The organism is Streptomyces sp. NPDC088350 (assembly GCF_044753545.1).
Classification (GTDB): domain Bacteria; phylum Actinomycetota; class Actinomycetes; order Streptomycetales; family Streptomycetaceae; genus Streptomyces.
Window position 1 is genome coordinate 472791 of the sequence record NZ_JBIVNL010000009.1, and the last position, 15880, is coordinate 488670.

Sequence of the window (15880 nt, forward strand, 5' to 3'; positions counted from 1 at the left end):
CCCGACGAGGAGGCACCATGTCGACAGCGCAACCCGATGAAGGCGCCGACCGCGCCACACCGGACGCCCTGCTGCACGCCCGCACCGGTACCGAGGTGGCTCCGGAGGACGTGGTCCTGGCGGCCGGCCGGGATGTCACCCCGGAGAGCCTGGAGTGGGCCCGGCGGAAGATCGCGGCGGAGGGGGCGGCGGCGCTGGACAAACTGCTTCCCTAGGGCCCGTCCGGCGGCCGTTTACCGGTTCGCTCTTTCGGAGGAGGCGCTCCGGCTGACAGACTCCGGAGGTGCCCGACTTCGACATGCTTGTCATCGGTTCAGGACCGGGCGGCCAGAAGGCCGCCATCGCCGCGGCCAAGCTCGGCCGCCGGGTCGCCGTCGTCGACCGCCCCGACATGGTCGGCGGGGTCTCCATCCACACCGGGACCATCCCCTCCAAGACGCTGCGCGAGGCGGTGCTGTATCTCACCGGTCTCACCCAGCGCGATCTGTACGGGCAGAGCTACCGCCTGAAGGACGACATCACCGTCGGCGACCTCACCGCGCGGACCCAGCACGTGGTCAGCCGCGAAGTCGACGTCATCCGCAACCAGTTGTCCCGCAACCAGGTCTCCCTGTTCGCCGGCACGGGCCGCTTCGTCGACCCGCACACCATCGCGCTGACCGATGTCACGGGCCACGAACGGCTGTTGACCGCCGAGAACATCATCATCGCCACCGGTACCCGCCCCGCGCGGCCGGACACCGTCGAGTTCGACGGGCAGACCATCATGGACTCCGACAACGTCCTGGACCTGCCCAAGGTCCCGCGGTCCATGGTCATCGTGGGCGCCGGTGTGATCGGCATGGAGTACGCCTCGATGTTCGCCGCGCTCGGCAGCAAGATCACCGTGGTGGAGAAGCGCGCCGGCATGCTCGACTTCTGTGACCTGGAGGTCATCGAGTCGCTCAAGTACCATCTGCGGGACCTCGCCGTCACCTTCCGCTTCGGGGAGACCGTCGCCGCCGTCGAGCGGCACGCCAACGGCACGCTGACCGTCCTGGAGAGCGGCAAGAAGATCCCGGCCGACGCCGTGATGTACTCCGCCGGCCGGCAGGGCCTGACCGACGAACTCGACCTGGACAAGGCCGGCTTGTCCGCCGACCGGCGCGGCCGGATCGACGTCGACGAGAACTTCCGCACCGCGGTGCCGCACATCTACGCCGTCGGCGACGTCATCGGCTTCCCGGCCCTGGCGGCGACCTCGATGGAGCAGGGCCGTACGGCGGCATACCACGCCTGCGGTGAGACCGTGCACCGGATCGACGACCGCCAGCCGATCGGCATCTACACCATTCCGGAGATCAGCTTCATCGGGAAGACCGAGGACCAACTCACCGAGGAGTGCGTGCCGTTCGAGGTCGGCATCTCCCGCTACCGCGAACTCGCGCGCGGCCAGATCATCGGCGACTCGCACGGCATGCTGAAGCTGCTGGTCTCCCCCACGGACCGCACCCTGCTCGGCGTGCACTGCTTCGGTACCGGCGCCACCGAGCTCATTCACATCGGCCAGTCGGTGATGGGCTGCGGCGGCACGGTCGACTATCTCGTCGACGCGGTCTTCAACTACCCGACGCTCGCGGAGTCCTACAAGGTCGCCGCCCTCGACGCGACCAACAAACTGCGGCAGATCGACCGACTCGGCGACTGACCGTTCACAGGAGATTACTCGCTGGTCAATCTTGAAAGGTCAAGAGGTACGGCTATCATCACACCCACACACGGTGTGACCGTCCGCCGACGCAGCGGTGTCCGCCATTCCCTTTTCGTTGTCCCGACCGGCCACTGACCCGAGGCCACCCCTCTCCGGGTCCGGGGCCGGTTCGCGCAACCCCCCACGTCGTGCAAGACGGAAAGCAGCGCATCCATGAGCAACAGCAGGGGCAGAGGGCTGCAGGCCAACGCCCTCGGCACGTTCGACACCGTGGTGATGGCCGTGGCGGGCAGCGCCCCGGCGTACTCGATCGCGGCGACCACCGCGGTCCTGGTCGGCGCGGTCGGACTGGCCAGCCCCGCGGCCCTTCTCTACTGCGCGATACCGATGCTGGGCATCGCGCTGGCGTTCAGCTATCTCGGCCGTATCGACGTGAACGCGGGGGCGAGTTACTCCTGGGTGGGACGCACCCTGCACCCCTTTCTGGGCTTCATCAGCGGCTGGGCCCTGGTGGTCTCCGCGACCATCTTCATGGTCGCCGGGTCGCTGCCCGCCGGCTCGATGACCCTGGCCCTCTTCGACCAAAGCCTCGCGGACAACACCGCGTTGTCGACGGTGGTCGGCGCCGCCTGGTTCGTGATCATGCTGCTCGTGGTGCTCGGCGGTGCCCGCCTGACGGTCCGGGCGCAGCTCGTCATGTCCGGTGTCGAGCTGGGCATCCTGGCACTGTTCGCGGCGCTGGCGGTCATCCACTCCGACACCGCGCGCGCCTTCGACTGGTCCTGGCTGGGCTTCAGCCACTTCGACGGGGTGTCCGGCTTCGCGTCGGGCGCGCTCATCGCCGCGTTCTACTACTGGGGTTGGGACGTCACCAGCAACCTCAGCGAGGAGACCCGCAACAGCCGTCGTACGACAGGACTCGCGGGCCTGATCGGCGTCGGCATCGTCTTCCTGCTCTTCGAGGTGTTCACCATCGCGGTGAACGTCGTCCTGACCTCGCGGCAGATCGAGAGCAACAAGGCCAACGTACTGGCCGTCCTCGGCGACGACCTGTGGCCGGGCTGGGGCGGCAAGCTGCTGATCGTGGCGGTGATGCTGTCCACGATCGCCACCCTGGAGACCACGCTCATCCAGGTCACGCGTTCGCTGTTCGCGATGGGCCGCGACCGTACGATGCCGACCGCGCTGGGCCGCGTCCACCGCACCTGGAACACTCCCTGGGTGGCGATCACCGTGGTCGGCGGGGTGGCGCTGGTGATGTTCATCGCGTCCAACGCGCTCGGTTCGGTGGGTGAGATCCTCGTCGACGCGATCTCGGCGATCGGTCTTCAGATCGCCGTGTACTACGGCCTGGCGGGCCTCGCGGTGGTCGTCGCGTACCGCAAGATGCTCTTCAAGTCGGCGGCGAACTTCCTGTTCGGCGGGCTGTGGCCGCTGTTCGGCGCCGTGTTCATGTTCTGGATCTTCGTCGAGTCGCTGGGCAGCCTGAGCGACGCGGCGATCGCCATCGGTATCGGCGGCCTGGCGGTAGGCGTGATCCCGATGCTCTGGTACTGGCGGCAGGGCAGCGACTACTACCGGCCCGCGCGCCTCGACGCCTCCCACACCGTCGAGACGGACTACGTCCCCGACGACTTCGTGCCCGAACGGTCCCGGGTCCATCAGGGTCTCCCGACCGACTTCTGAGGGGCACCCGATGGCGCGAGACCGCTTCTCCCCCGACTTCGACCCCGACTGCGGGGACGCGGCCCTCAGTTCCGCCCGGCACGACATCGTCATCGGCCGCTGGCAGGGCCTGCGGGAGCTGCTGCGGATCACCGGCGCGCACTGGCTCAGCCGGGGCCACCGGATCCGGACGCTCGCCCAGGCCTGCGCGAGCAGTTCGACGGTGGAGTCGTGGCTGGCCGCGGAACCCCACAGCGGCGACGCGCTCACCTTGCGCGCGGCGACGGAGACCGCCCGCGCCTTCAACCTGGCCATCGCGGCGGGCCGGGGCGTACCGATCGACCGGAACCGTATCGACGGCGCCGTGATGGCGTGTCTCCAGGCCTCGGAGTCGTATCCCGACGACCCCACCCCATGGATCTCGCTGATCTCCGTGGCCCGCCTCTATCCGTCGGGAGTGCGACGGCAGGAACTCGCCCGCTGGTGGGACGAGCTGCACCGCCGCGACCCCTACAGCGTCGAGGGCCATCTCCAGGTCCTCCACTACTACTCCTCCCGCTGGCACGGCAGCCACGGCCTCATGTACGACTTCGCCCGCGACGCGGCGGGTGTGGCACCGCCCGGCTGCGCGCTGCCGGTGCTGGTGCAGTACGCGCGTGTCGAGGAGTACCGCTACGTCCTCCACGCGGCGAAGGGCCGGCAGGCCGCGGTCGGTCTCGGCCAGCACTGGACCCACGACGGCGCCGTCAGCGACGTACACCGCACCTGGCAGCGCTGGCCGGCCACCCGTGAGGACGGCGCGATCCCGCCCGGCGAACTCCGGGACCTCAACTACCTCGCGCACGCGGCCTGTTACGCGGGGACGAAGGACGTCTCGGCTGCCGTGCTGGGCCTGCTGGGGCGCCGGGCGACATCGACGCCGTGGTCGTACACCGGGGACGCGGAGAAGCAGATCGTGAAGTGGCGGAAGGAGGTGGGGGTACGGTCGTGAGAGGGGCTGTGGACCTGATACGCGATCCACACAGAGCACGCGGCGCCTGCCGCCCGCACCAGGAGGTCGTACCTCATGACCGACTCCGAGCTGTCCGCCCTGCGGGAGCGCGCCGAGAGCGGTGACACGGACGCCGCCGGCGAGCTGGTCCAACTCGCCGGGGAACTGGGGGACATGAAGGAGCTGCGGCGTCTCGCCGACTCCGGGAACCCGGACGCGGCCGACGAGCTCGTCCAACTCGCCGCCGAACGGGGTGATCTGGCCGAGCTGCGACGGCTCGCCGACACCGGCGACGCGACCGCCACCGACCAGCTGATCGAACTCGCCACCGAGCTGGACGACTTGGACGAGCTGCGCCGTCTCGCCGCCGGGGGCAATGTCACCGCCGCCGAGCAGCTCGCGGAACTCACCGCCGAATAGCCGCTATTCGGCGGGCTGTTCCGCGGGCTGGGCCAGGCCCGCCGTCCACTTGTCCTCGATACGGCCGAACTTCCACACCAGCAGGGCCACGACCCAGGTCGCGAAGAACAGGCCGACGATGAGGAAGCCGATGACGTTGAGGTCGAGGCCCGCGACCCAGTCCCAGAAGAAGCCGTGCAGGTCGAGCTTCTCGGCGAACAGGCCGAGGAGTTCGACCGTGCCGATGATGAGGGCGACCGCGACGGACAGGCCCGTGATCGTGAGGTTGTAGTAGACCTTGCGGACGGGCTTGGAGAAGGCCCAGCCGTAGGCGAAGTTCATGAACGTGCCGTCGATCGTGTCCAGGAGCGACATACCGGCGGCGAACAGGACCGGCAGGCACAGGATCGCGTACCAGGGCAGGCCGGACGCCGCGCCCGAACCGGCGAGCACGAGGAGCGCGATCTCGGTCGCCGTGTCGAAGCCGAGGCCGAACAGCAGGCCCAGCGGGTACATCTGCCAGGACTTGGTGATCGACTTCATGAAGCGGCCGAGGATGCGGTTCATGAAGCCGCGGTTGTTGAGCTGCTCCTCCAGCGCGGCCTCGTCGTAGTGGCCCGAGCGCATCTGGCGGAACACCTTCCAGATGCCGACCAGGATGACGAGGTTGATGCCGGCGATGACATAGAGGAACGTGCCCGAGACCGTCGTGCCGATGAGGCCGGTGACGTCGTGCAGTTGGGAGTTGTCGTCGCGGACCGGTCCGGCCAGGGCCTTGACCCCGAGGGAGAGCAGGAGGGTCAGGCCGAAGACGATGCTGGAGTGGCCGAGCGAGAACCAGAAGCCGACCGACAGCGGTCGCCGGCCCTCGCTCATCAGCTTGCGGGTGGTGTTGTCGATCGCGGCGATGTGGTCCGCGTCGAACGCGTGCCGCATGCCGAGGGTGTACGCCGTTACACCCATGCCGATGCCGAAGGACTTCTCGCCGACGCTGTAGTGCCCGGGCGCCACGATCCACACGAGCGTGAACCAGCCGATCACATGCAGTCCGAGGATGAACGCGGCCATGCCGCCGACCCTGGTCCACTCCTGCCGCGTCATGGACGTCCGCACGCGGTACCAGACCGAGGGCAGCGCCCCGGCCGTGGCAGGGAGGGTGGAAGTGGACTCAGGGGCGGCCGTCATCGAGGAGGGTCTTTCTTCCGGGTACGCGGTCGCGGACTGCAACCTCGCGCCATCCTCCCGCACCTGCAACCCATTCGCAGTAACGCTCGGCAAAGACCACGGCAGGTCTTCACCAAGGAAAGGTAAACTCCCAGGTCAGATCGCCATCAACCCCCGCCCGAGCCAGTCCTTGGCGTCCTTCACGCCGGGCAGCGCGTAGAAGTAGCCGCCGCCCGTCGGGGAGATGTAGTCGACCAGGGGTTCGTCGATCAGCCGCGTCTGGGTCGCCTCGAACTGCCGGTGCACGTCCTGCTGGTAGCAGCAGAAGACCAGGCCCATGTCGAGGTTGCCGACGGCGTCGATGCCCCGGTCGTAGTTGTAGCCCCGGCGCAGGACGCGTGAGGTGTCGGTGGCCGCGGTGCGCGGGTTGGCGAGGCGGATATGGGCGTCGAGCGGGATCGCCGTGCCCTTGGGGTCCTTGGCGTACTGCGGGATGTCGGTCTCCTTGGCGCCGTCCAGCGGGGCGCCGGTGTCCTTGCGGCGGCCGAACATCAGCTCCTGCTCGCTCAGCGAGACCCGGTCCCAGAACTCGACCAGCATGCGAATGATCCGGATCACCTGGTAGCTGCCGCCACTCGCCCAGGACGGCTCGCCCTGTCCGTCGCCGACCCAGATCAGCCGGTCGGTCTCGCGGGCGGACGTCACGTCCGGGTTGGCTATGCCGTCCTTGAAACCGAGCAGGTTGCGCTGGGCGCCGGTGGGACGCGGGGTGTTCTGGAAGCCGTCGATCCGCCACTTGATCTGCATGCCGCCCCGGGTGTGCCGGGCGATGTCGCGCAGCGCGTGCAGCACCGTGTCCTGACGGGCGCCGCACACCTGGAGCGACAGGTCTCCGTGGCACTCGGCGGCGCGCAGGTTGTCGTTCGGGAACGTCTTCATCGGGGTCAGCCGGCGCGGCTTGGCCTTGGCCAGTCCGTAGCGGTCGTCGAACAGGGACGCGCCCACGCCGACGGTGACCGTGAGGGCGTCGGCGGGGACGTCCGGTCCGAGGATGCCGTTGTCGGCGGGCGGCGCGCCGACGCCGAGGTCGTCGGGGGTACCGCCGGAGGTCAGGAAACGGGCCCGTTCGGTGATCGTGCGCAGCAGCTCGGCCAGTTCGGCGCGGTTGTCGGCGATCACGTCGAGGGAGACGAAGGTCGCGGCGGCCGGGGTGGGGGTGAGGATGCCCGCCTGATGGGTGCCGTGGAAGGGCACCTTCGCGGCGTTCGTGGTGTCCGCGGCCTGCGCCTGGGCCGTGCCTCCGGTCTCGGCGAGCGCGAACGCCCCGCCGGCCAGCACCGCTCCGGCGGCCCCGGCACCGAGCGCCGTCCGGACGAAGGAGCGGCGACCGGCTCCGGCCGGGCAGCCCGGGGTTTCAGCAGACGGCATCGGACGGTTCCCTTCACGACGAATGTTCTCGGTACCGCGTGTGTTCTCGGCGCTCATCAGGCGGACTTCCTGATCTCCAGGAGGTCCGGCACCGGCGCCAGGTCCTCCAGCAACTGCCCGGTGGCGCCGTTGAGCCGGGCCCGGGTCGCCTGGTCGAGCTGCTCGACGGGCGTCCAACTGCCGTCCCGGTGCGCCGAGTCGAGCAGCTTCTGCAGCCGCGCGATGTCGGCGTCCACCGTGGGGAGCAGCTTCGGGGACTCCTTCGTCAGCAGCGGCTCGAGTACGGTGAGCAGCTCGCGGGTGCCGGCGAGGTTGGCGTCGACGGTGGCGAGGTTGGTGCCGCTGCCCTCGTCGGTGTCGCCGGTCAGCTCGAACTGCAGGGCGTTCTCCAGGATTTCGTGGGCCCGCAGCGGCAGGTCGCCGGGATCGAAGTCCTGGGTGGGGAACGCCGTCCTCAACCCCACGACCGCGGTGGCGAGTTGCTGCGCGGGGACCTTCAGCTCGCTCGCCGGCTGCCCGTGCCACAGCCCGTACTCGATGCGGTGGAAGCCCGCGAAGTCCTTGTCCCCGACTCCCCCGGCCAGTCCGTCGGCCCGGCCGTTGATCTTCTTGTCGAAGTCCTCGAACGTCCCGTAGGCGGCACCGAGAGAGGAGTAAGTACGGTGCGCGGTCAGCCAGTCGGTGCGCGCCTTGCCGAGGTGGTTGCCCGCGATGTCGGCGCCGAGCTGCCGGGTCTGGGTTTCTAGGGTGGCCAGGCCCTGGTCGACGTAGGCCTTGTAGGCCTTCAGAGGTGCGGCGAGGTCGCTCTCGGAGATGGGGACGACCGCCTTCACCGCTCCTCCCCCGCCACTGACGTGGACCGTGGCGGAGGTGACGGCCTTCGCGCCGGTCGGCACGCAGCGCCAGGCGTACGAGCCGCCCGCGACGGTCGCGACCAGGTCCCGGGTGGTGCCGGGGGCCAGGCCCTCGACCTCGCCGTATACGGCGTTGGTGGCCGGGTCGATCAGATACACCTCGGCCGTCTTGTCGCCGGTGTTGTGCATCTGGAAGGTCTGCCGTCCGGTGTCGGGCGCGGTGAAGCCCTTGCCGCACTCGGTCGCGGAGACGGCCACCGTCTGGGAACTCGCGGGCTTGGGACGGGCGAGGGCGACGACGAGACCGGCGACGACCGCCGGTACGGCGACCACGGCGACGGGGACGACCCAGGCGGGGCGGCGGCGCGAGGACACCCTGGGCTCGCGTCCCTCGGCGGGTTCGCGCACGGGTGTCCTGGTCCGGACGCCCCGCACGAACAGGGACATCACGACGGCGAGGTAGCCGACGTAGCCCACCACCTGGAGCCAGGTCATCGTCGGCATCAGGTTGAAGACGCCCTGGATGAGGGTGCTGTACCAGGAGCCGGCGTCGACGCTGCCGCTGAGGTCGAAGGCGTAGGCGGTCCGGCCGGGGAGGACGCCGCCTTCCTGGAGGTCGCGCAGGCCGTAGCCGAGGACGCCGGCCGCGATGACGATGAGGACGGCGCCGGTGGCGGTGAAGAACTTCGCCAGGTTGATCCTGAGGACCCGGCGGTACAGGCCCCAGCACAGGGCCGCCGCGAGGACCAGCCCGATCGCGGCGCCGGTCAGGGGGCCCGCGGACTCACCGGCCGCGCGGGCGGTGGTCCACAGGAACAGGGCCGTCTCCAGGCCCTCGCGGCCCACCGCGAGGAACGAGGTGAGCATCAGCACGCCCGCGCCCATGGTGAGCGCGCCGGTGACCTTCTCCTTGATCTCGCCGGAGAGGGTACGGGCCGAGCGGCGCATCCAGAACACCATCGCGGTGACGAACGCGACGGCGATCACGCTGAGGACACCGCCGAACGCCTCCTGGGCCGTGGCCGAGAGGTTCGCCGCGGTGAAGGTGAGCACCGCGCCGAAGCTCATCGCGAGGGCGATGGCCGCCAGGACGCCCGTCCACACCTGCGGCAGGCGGGACTTGGCATCGGCGCGGACGAGGGTGGCGACCAGGATCGAGACGATGAGCCCGGCCTCCAGTCCCTCCCTGAGCCCGATCAGAAAGCTCGGAAACGCGTCGTCCCACATTGGGTGCGACCCCTCCTGGGTTAGTGAAGGCATGCCTTACTTCGCGGACCATCATGACTACATGCGTGTAGTCAGTCAGTCATGAAGCGGTAATGGACGGGCAAAAGAGCGGAACTTCTCGCCCGCCGACATCGTCTACAGTTGAGTAGACCGTCTACAGATTTGTAGTCAGAGATGGATGTCGTACGAGACATCCGACCATCGGCGAAGGGGCTCGCGACGATGACCACACCCTTGGACCTGGCGTCCCAGCTCGCCGTCAACGTGCTGGACGCCAAGTCGCTGCTGGCCGCCTTCGGTGTGCTGGGCGTCGGCGTGGTGATGTTCGCCGAGACGGGGCTGCTGGTCGGGTTCTTCCTGCCCGGCGATTCGCTGCTGTTCACGGCGGGTCTGCTGTGCACCGGCGGCGCCGACAGAGCCGTGAAGCTGTCGCTGCCGCCCCTCCTGGTCGCGGCTGCCGTGGGCGCGCTCGCCGGAGCGCAGTGCGGCTATCTGCTGGGCCGGAAGGCGGGCGGCGCGCTGCTCGCCCGCAGCCGCTCGGCCCACTTGCACGAAGGCGCCCGGCGGGCCGAGGAGCTGCTGGAGCGTTACGGCTACGCGAAGGCGATCGTGCTGGCCCGCTTCGTGCCCGTGGTGCGCACGGTCCTGAACCCGATGGCGGGCGCCCTCCAGGTGCCCCTGCGGACGTTCACCGTGTGGCAGGTGGCCGGCGGCCTGGTGTGGAGCCTGGGCCTGACACTCGCCGGGTACGCGCTGGGTTCCTCGATCCCGAACGTCGACAAGTACCTGCTGCCCATGGTCGCCCTGATCGTGATCGTGTCGCTGCTCCCGCTCGCCGCCGAGGTGTACCGCTCCCGCAAGGCCGCTCGCGCCGCCAAGGCCGGGGAGGTGCGCGGATGATCCTCGTCGCGTTCGAGGGGTCGTCGATCGACGGCGAGGAATACACGGATGTGGTCAACTCCGCCCAGCACGCCCCGGGTTGGCTGGACAGCACGGTCTCGGCGTGGTCGACGTACGGGCTCGCGGTGTTCGCCGTGCTGATGGTCGTGGGCTGGTGGCGGGCGCGCCGGGTCGGTGCCGACGCGGCGATGACGGCGCTGGCCGTGCCGGTGGTCGTGGTGGCCGCGTACGGCATCGACTCACTGCTGAAGACGCTGGTGCGGGAGAACCGCCCCTGTCAGACCCTGCGGGTCGCCACGCTGGAGGCGTGTCCGGCGCAGGGCGACTGGTCCTTCCCCAGCAACCACGCGACCATCGCCGCCGCGGCTGCCGTCGCCCTGTTCTTCGTCTCCCGCCGGCTCGGTGCCGTCGCGGTCGTGGCCGCGCTCGCGATGGCGGGTTCCCGGGTCTGGGTCGGGGTCCACTATCCGCACGACGTCGTGGCGGGCGTGACGGTCGGCGCCCTCCTCGCGCTCGGCGCGATGGTGCTGCTGAGGCGGCGGCCGGAGTCCCTGGTACAGCGGATCACGGCCGGCCGGCTGCGACCGCTGCTGATGTCATGAACCGCAAGGACATCGCCGAACTGGCGGGCAGCGCGGGCATCGGCGCCTGGACCGCGTTCGGCGTGCTGACCCTGGTCGTGATCGGACACGAGGGCACTCCGCTGTTCACGGACGAGGACGCGCTGTCCTGGTCCGTCGCACACCGCCCGGACATGGCGCTGGCGGTGGCCCGCGGTCTGAGCGCGACCGGCACGGGCGTCATCCCGTACGCCCTCCTCGTCGTCGCCGCACTCCTCACCGGCCGCACCGCACGGCAACGCCTGATCGCCGCGACCCTGGCCCCGGCCTGCCTCGCCTCGGGCCAGGGCCTGCGCTACGGCGTGATGGAACTGATCGCGCGCCCCCGCCCGGCACTGGGCAACTGGGCCGGGCACGCCTCGGGCTGGTCCTTCCCCTCCGGCCACACCACCACGTCGGCGCTCACCGCCGGACTGCTGATCCTCGCGATACGTGTGCGCGCCCCGCACGGGAGGACCGCGCTCTGTCTGGCCGTCGGCTGCTGGGGCGCGCTGGTCGGGCTGACCCGTGTGTATCTGGGCGTGCACTGGTTCACCGATGTGCTCGGCGGCTGGCTGTTCGCCGCCGGCTGGCTCGGCGTGTACCTGTGCGCGGCGGCCTGGTGGCTGCCGACGCGACTGGTCACGGACCGGGCGGACGGGGCCGTACCGCCACGGGAGGAGCATGCGCCCCCGGGGCCGGTGCTGTAGGGCTCGGCCGGCGTCGTTGGTGGCACCGGCCGATCAGTCCGAGGTCTTCGGTGCGCTCGCCGTCGGGGCTGTAGCGGTGGTCCACTCGCTCGTGGTGCGGCTCGGTGCGGTCGGTCTCCGGTCGCGGCCGGGTCTGTACCGGGGTGCGTGCCTCCGCCTCGACCGTTTCGTCCGTGCCGTCGGGTGTGTCGAGCCGCAGCTCGAACCAGACTTCCTTGCCCTCCTCGACGAGGCGGCTGCCCCAGCGGTGGGCGAGTGCGTCGACCAGGAAGAGACCGCGGCCGTTCTCGCTGTCGGCGTCGGGGTTCTCGTCGCTGTCGGGCTGCCGGTGCAGTGGTCGGGGAAGGTGTCGCCGCTCGTCCGCCACCTCGCAGCGCAGTATGCCGATTCCCAGGGACAGGGTGAGCCGGTAGCGCCCGCCGGCGTGCATGACCGCGTTGGTGGCGAGTTCGCTGACCAGCAGTTCCGCGATGTCCACCAGGCTCTGGAGGCCGTATTCGGCAAGCCGCTTGCGGACGAGTTCCCTCGCGTGGCGGACCGAGGACTTTCCCGGGCCCAGGATCGTGGTGCAGCCGTCGCCCGCGGTCGGCAGGCCGCGTGGACGGTCGTTCGGCATGGTCGTTTCCCTTCGGCCCCAGGGGCGTTCGGTCCGTGCGGTGCGAGGCCGGGTCCGCGCAAGGTCCCGGCCTCGTGTCCACCATGCGCCCACCGTGTCCCTCGGGGCACGGGGGGAACTACCCGAATCCGCGGGCCGGTTCGTCAACCTGCCGTGACGAGGGCCGTCTCCATACGGATGGTCCAGCCTTCCCGCGTCTCGTCGCCGGAGCGCATGTCCACGAACTCGCAGACCTGGCGGGTGTGCCAGAGCCCGTCCTCCGGCCGGAGTTCGGCACCCGGCGGCCGGAAGCCGAGGAAGGGGTCGGTGATGCGGCCTCGCGGGGTGCGCAGTTCGCAGATGATGCGCTGCCGGATCGACCACAGCCGCAGATGCGCGCGGTCGCAGCCCTGGGACGCCGCGTAGCGCGTGGCGCCCGACACGGCCTGCCCGAAGCGGGCCGCCGCGCCCGGTGCCATGCCGCGGGCCCGCGCCTGGTCCGCCGCGAACCGGTGACCGGCGGTCAGGTCCCCGTCGAGGCCGACCCCGACCGCGTCCTCCGGCGGCGCGGGCAGTGGGCCGAGGCCCTGGGTCGCGTAGACGGCGGGCTCCGTGAAGAGGGGGCTGGGCCGGACGCCGTGCCGGGTCAGTTCCGTCGGGTGGGTGTGCCGGGCGGCGTCGACGACGTCGGGCGGTGCGGTCCGGGTGTCGTACAGGCACATCAGGTCGGGCGGGGCGCCGGTGAAGAGTTCGGTGGCGAGTGCCTCGTAGCGCTTCCACTCGGGGATCTGGCGTGGCGAGCGGCCGTCCCAGACGGGTTCGCCCGTCATGTGGAGGCGGCCCTCGGGGTTCGCGTGCGTGACGTAGTAGTCGAGGGCGGTGGCCATGCTGTTCGCGGGGCTTCCGCGGTACCACCGCGCGGAGTCGCGGAAGTCGACCTGGCGGGCGTCCGGGCCGAGCGCGTCCCGCAGCAGGTCCAGTTTGCGCGCGGTGGTGATGGCCACCGGATCCGGTTCGTCGTCGGCGGCGACGGCCTCCCTGAGGAACGGCACCACCACCACCAGGAACTCCTCGTCGGACGAGTGGATGCCGGCGTGGTGCTTGACGGGTGGGAGGGGCGCGGTGCGCGGTGCGGGGGCTCCTTGGTCCATCTGTCTGCCTTTCCCTTCGTTCGTGGTACGCGGCTCGTTCGTCGTACGTGGTGGCTCCACGGCGTCAGGGGCGCGTGGCCCGGCGTGCCTCCGCCCAGACGGCGACCTGGCTGCGGGAGGTGAAGCCCAACTTGCTGAGGATGCGCTCCACATGGCCCTCCGCCGTCCGCAGCGCGACGACCAGCCGGTCGGCGATCTGCTGGTTGGTGAGTCCCTCCGCGATCAGTTCGGCGACCTGCGTCTCGCGGCGGGTGAGCGGGCTGTCGAGCACCTGCCGGGCGGGCGACTCACGCTCGCCCAGCGCGTAGCCCACCGCGTCGTCCAGCGTGAGTTCGAGGCCTTCGCGGCAGGCGTTCTCGAACGCGTCGCCCAGCAGCGCGCGGGCGCCTTCCTCCGCCTCGGTGCGCACCGGGCCGTGGGAGGGGGTGCGGTCCAGGGCGACGTGGGCGTCCTGCCAGATCCGTTCGGCGGCGCCCAGCAGCACGGCGGCGGGCCTGCCCTCGCCGTCGCGCGCGTGGACGGCGGCGAGCAGTTCCAGTGTCATCCCGGTGCCGAACACGTCGCCGACGACCCGCTTGAGCCGCAGGCACTCCCGGGCGTGGGTCCTGGCCGCCGCCCGGTCCCCCTCGGCCCACTCGGCGAAGGCGAGGATGCGCAGGAGGTAGGAGTGGACCCACTGTTCGCCGTGGGCCACGCAGATCAGCCGGAACTCCTCGCACAGGGCCATGGCCCGGTCGTACTCGCCCTGGATGGCGAGGACATGGGCCAGCTCCACGTACTTGAAGCCGACCAGGCTCATCGACTCGCCCTCGCACGGCGGCCGGGAGAGCGCCTCCTCGTACACCTCGCGGGCCCTGCCGTAGTCGCCGCTGATCAGGCGGGCGCCGCCCCGGCCGAAGAAGCTGTGCGCCACCTCGGCCTCGTCGCCGAGGCGCAGGGCCAGTTCGCGGGCCTCCTCGGCGAGGGGCGCGCCCCTGGCGGCGTTGCCCTGGCTGAGCAGCATCAGGGCCAGGGTCCACAGTGCCCGCGCCCGTGCGACGGACGGCTCGGGAGCGACGGCGAGGAGTCGCTCCAGCCAGTACCTGCCCTCGACCAGGGCGCCGGTCGCGAACCAGAAGAACCACAGGTGCCCGGCGATCTTCAACCCGGCCCGCAGCTCGCCCGGGGTGTTCAGACAGAACTCGAACGCCGAGCGGAGGAGATCCGACTCGGCGTGCAGTCGCCGTATCAACTCCGGCTGGTCGGGGCCGAACCAGCGCCGCTCGCACTCCTCGACGAAGTCCAGGCACCAGTCCCGCACCCGGCGCCGGGCCGCTTCCTCCGCGCCGGTGGCGTCCTCGCGGAGCCGGTCGAGGCCGTACTGCCGGATCGACTCCAGCATCCGGTACCGGGCGTGGACGGCGTCACCGTCCCGGACCAGCAGCGACTTGTCCACCAGGCCGGCGACGGCGTCCACCATCGCGTCACGGTCGAGGCCGGGCCCGGCGCAGACCTCCTCCGCCGCGCCCAGGTCGAAGCTCCCGGCGAAGACGGAAGCGCGCGCCCACACCGCCCGTTCCCCGGGGGTGCACAGGTCGTGGCTCCAGTCGACGGCCGCGCGCAGGGTGCGGTGCCGGGACAGTGCCTGCCCGTTCTCCCCGCTGTCGGCCAGCAACCGGTAGCGGCGGTCGAGCCGTTCGAGCAGCTGCTGTACGCCGAGGGCGCGCATCCGTACCGCCGCGAGTTCGATCGCGAGCGGCAGTCCGTCGAGCCGTCGGCACAGGGCGGCCACCGCGTCCTGGTTGGCGGCGGTGAGCTGGAACCCGGGCAGGACGGCCGCGGCCCGGTCGGCGAACAGGGCCAGTGCCGGGTACTCCAGCGCGGGTTTCGGAGGCAACGGCTCGCCCGGCGTGGGAGTCGCCAACGGCTGTAATTCCAGGACGTGTTGGGCGGGCACGTCCAGCGGATGTCTGCTGGTGGCCAGCACCCGCACCCCCGCGGTCTCCGCGAGCAGCACCTCGACGAGGTGTGCGCACGCGTCCGCCAGGTGTTCGCAGTTGTCCAGGACCAGGAGCGACTCCCGGTCCTGGAGATGGTCGACGAGGACCCGCATCGGTGAACGACCGGACACGTCACGGATGTTGAGCGCCTCGATCAGGGCGAGCGGCACCAGCGAAGCGTCCCGCACACCGGCCAGCTGGACGATGTGCACCCCGTCGGCGAACCCCCGCGCCAGCCGGGGCACGGCGTGCAGCACCAGCCTCGTCTTGCCCACTCCGGCCGTCCCGGTCAGACTCACCAACCGGTGGGCGGCCACCAGGCGTTTGACCTCGGCGACCTCCTGACGCCTGCCGACGAAGCTCGACGTCCTGACGGGTGGGCCGGTGGTTCCCCTTGTCACGGATACCTGCACCATCGGTCCCGCCTCCGAAAGTGGTACGCCCGGTGCCCGCCGTGGCCTCGCCGCGCAGGAACTTCGAGAACTCTATGGGCAGGACACGGACGAAACACCTGTAGCCCGGCATTGC

14 protein-coding genes are annotated in these 15880 nt (G+C 70.6%); 8 read left to right on the top strand and 6 right to left on the bottom strand.

Features of this window, described 5'->3' with window-relative positions; genetic code table 11:
• Window positions 1-17: 17 nt before the first annotated feature.
• The 5 genes from ACIQBL_RS32220 (at window position 18) to ACIQBL_RS32240 (ending at window position 4766) form a co-directional block, all read left to right on the top strand.
• Window positions 18-215: a hypothetical protein gene (locus ACIQBL_RS32220; protein ID WP_401947805.1), complete on the top strand. Its 198-nt coding sequence runs from the start codon at window positions 18-20 to the stop codon at window positions 213-215.
• Window positions 216-283: 68 nt separating this feature from the next.
• Window positions 284-1687, top strand: a complete 1404-nt coding sequence (sthA, locus tag ACIQBL_RS32225; RefSeq protein WP_401947807.1) for a Si-specific NAD(P)(+) transhydrogenase — start codon at window positions 284-286, stop codon at window positions 1685-1687.
• A 216-nt stretch (window positions 1688-1903) separates the two neighbouring features.
• Window positions 1904-3376, top strand: a complete 1473-nt coding sequence (locus ACIQBL_RS32230; RefSeq protein ID WP_401947809.1) for an APC family permease — start codon at window positions 1904-1906, stop codon at window positions 3374-3376.
• Window positions 3377-3386: 10 nt separating this feature from the next.
• Window positions 3387-4346, top strand: coding sequence for a hypothetical protein (locus ACIQBL_RS32235; protein WP_401947811.1), 960 nt, complete (start codon window positions 3387-3389; stop codon window positions 4344-4346).
• Window positions 4347-4421: 75 nt separating this feature from the next.
• The gene (locus ACIQBL_RS32240; protein ID WP_401947813.1) at window positions 4422-4766 is read left to right on the top strand and encodes a hypothetical protein; all 345 of its coding nucleotides are present in this window, start codon (window positions 4422-4424) and stop codon (window positions 4764-4766) included.
• A 3-nt stretch (window positions 4767-4769) separates the two neighbouring features.
• On the opposite strand, the gene ACIQBL_RS32245 is transcribed toward ACIQBL_RS32240, so the two are convergent.
• The 3 genes from ACIQBL_RS32245 to efeU form a co-directional block, all read right to left on the bottom strand.
• Window positions 4770-5930: a HoxN/HupN/NixA family nickel/cobalt transporter gene (locus ACIQBL_RS32245; RefSeq protein ID WP_401947816.1), complete on the bottom strand. Its 1161-nt coding sequence runs from the start codon at window positions 5928-5930 to the stop codon at window positions 4770-4772.
• 135 nt (window positions 5931-6065) lie between these two features.
• The gene (efeB, locus tag ACIQBL_RS32250; RefSeq protein WP_401947819.1) at window positions 6066-7337 is read right to left on the bottom strand and encodes an iron uptake transporter deferrochelatase/peroxidase subunit; all 1272 of its coding nucleotides are present in this window, start codon (window positions 7335-7337) and stop codon (window positions 6066-6068) included.
• 56 nt (window positions 7338-7393) lie between these two features.
• Complete coding sequence (efeU, locus tag ACIQBL_RS32255) at window positions 7394-9418, bottom strand: iron uptake transporter permease EfeU (protein WP_401947822.1); 2025 nt, start codon at window positions 9416-9418, stop codon at window positions 7394-7396.
• Window positions 9419-9640: 222 nt separating this feature from the next.
• Between efeU and ACIQBL_RS32260 the strand changes: the two genes are divergently transcribed.
• The 3 genes from ACIQBL_RS32260 to ACIQBL_RS32270 are packed head-to-tail and all read left to right on the top strand — an operon-like array spanning window position 9641 to window position 11627.
• Window positions 9641-10318, top strand: a complete 678-nt coding sequence (locus ACIQBL_RS32260; RefSeq protein ID WP_401947824.1) for a DedA family protein — start codon at window positions 9641-9643, stop codon at window positions 10316-10318.
• Entirely contained in the window at window positions 10315-10920 is a 606-nt protein-coding gene (locus ACIQBL_RS32265; RefSeq protein ID WP_401947827.1) for a phosphatase PAP2 family protein, read from the top strand. Before ACIQBL_RS32260 ends, ACIQBL_RS32265 begins: the two co-directional genes overlap by 4 nt.
• Window positions 10917-11627: a phosphatase PAP2 family protein gene (locus ACIQBL_RS32270; RefSeq protein ID WP_401947830.1), complete on the top strand. Its 711-nt coding sequence runs from the start codon at window positions 10917-10919 to the stop codon at window positions 11625-11627. The genes ACIQBL_RS32265 and ACIQBL_RS32270 overlap by 4 nt, the downstream gene beginning before the upstream one ends.
• Here the strand turns inward: ACIQBL_RS32270 and ACIQBL_RS32275 are convergent.
• The 3 genes from ACIQBL_RS32275 to ACIQBL_RS32285 form a co-directional block, all read right to left on the bottom strand.
• Window positions 11560-12243, bottom strand: a complete 684-nt coding sequence (locus tag ACIQBL_RS32275; protein ID WP_401947833.1) for an ATP-binding protein — start codon at window positions 12241-12243, stop codon at window positions 11560-11562. The genes ACIQBL_RS32270 and ACIQBL_RS32275 overlap by 68 nt on opposite strands.
• A gap of 143 nt (window positions 12244-12386) precedes the next feature.
• Window positions 12387-13373 carry an anti-sigma factor RsbA family regulatory protein gene (locus tag ACIQBL_RS32280; RefSeq protein ID WP_401947836.1) on the bottom strand — a complete coding sequence of 329 codons (987 nt, stop codon included), beginning with the start codon at window positions 13371-13373 and terminating at the stop codon, window positions 12387-12389.
• A 64-nt stretch (window positions 13374-13437) separates the two neighbouring features.
• Window positions 13438-15753 carry an ATP-binding protein gene (locus ACIQBL_RS32285; protein WP_401947838.1) on the bottom strand — a complete coding sequence of 772 codons (2316 nt, stop codon included), beginning with the start codon at window positions 15751-15753 and terminating at the stop codon, window positions 13438-13440.
• Between the last annotated feature and the right edge of the window lie 127 nt (window positions 15754-15880).

Coding starts and splice junctions, on each gene's coding strand:
- ACIQBL_RS32265 (WP_401947827.1), top strand. CDS start 10,315: ATGATCCTCGTCGCGTTCGAGGGGTCGTCGATCGACGGCGAGGAATAC.
- ACIQBL_RS32260 (WP_401947824.1), top strand. CDS start 9,641: ATGACCACACCCTTGGACCTGGCGTCCCAGCTCGCCGTCAACGTGCTG.
- ACIQBL_RS32275 (WP_401947833.1), bottom strand. CDS start 12,243: ATGCCGAACGACCGTCCACGCGGCCTGCCGACCGCGGGCGACGGCTGC.
- efeB (WP_401947819.1), bottom strand. CDS start 7,337: ATGCCGTCTGCTGAAACCCCGGGCTGCCCGGCCGGAGCCGGTCGCCGC.
- ACIQBL_RS32280 (WP_401947836.1), bottom strand. CDS start 13,373: ATGGACCAAGGAGCCCCCGCACCGCGCACCGCGCCCCTCCCACCCGTC.
- ACIQBL_RS32230 (WP_401947809.1), top strand. CDS start 1,904: ATGAGCAACAGCAGGGGCAGAGGGCTGCAGGCCAACGCCCTCGGCACG.
- ACIQBL_RS32220 (WP_401947805.1), top strand. CDS start 18: ATGTCGACAGCGCAACCCGATGAAGGCGCCGACCGCGCCACACCGGAC.
- ACIQBL_RS32270 (WP_401947830.1), top strand. CDS start 10,917: ATGAACCGCAAGGACATCGCCGAACTGGCGGGCAGCGCGGGCATCGGC.
- ACIQBL_RS32235 (WP_401947811.1), top strand. CDS start 3,387: ATGGCGCGAGACCGCTTCTCCCCCGACTTCGACCCCGACTGCGGGGAC.
- ACIQBL_RS32245 (WP_401947816.1), bottom strand. CDS start 5,930: ATGACGGCCGCCCCTGAGTCCACTTCCACCCTCCCTGCCACGGCCGGG.
- ACIQBL_RS32240 (WP_401947813.1), top strand. CDS start 4,422: ATGACCGACTCCGAGCTGTCCGCCCTGCGGGAGCGCGCCGAGAGCGGT.
- efeU (WP_401947822.1), bottom strand. CDS start 9,418: ATGTGGGACGACGCGTTTCCGAGCTTTCTGATCGGGCTCAGGGAGGGA.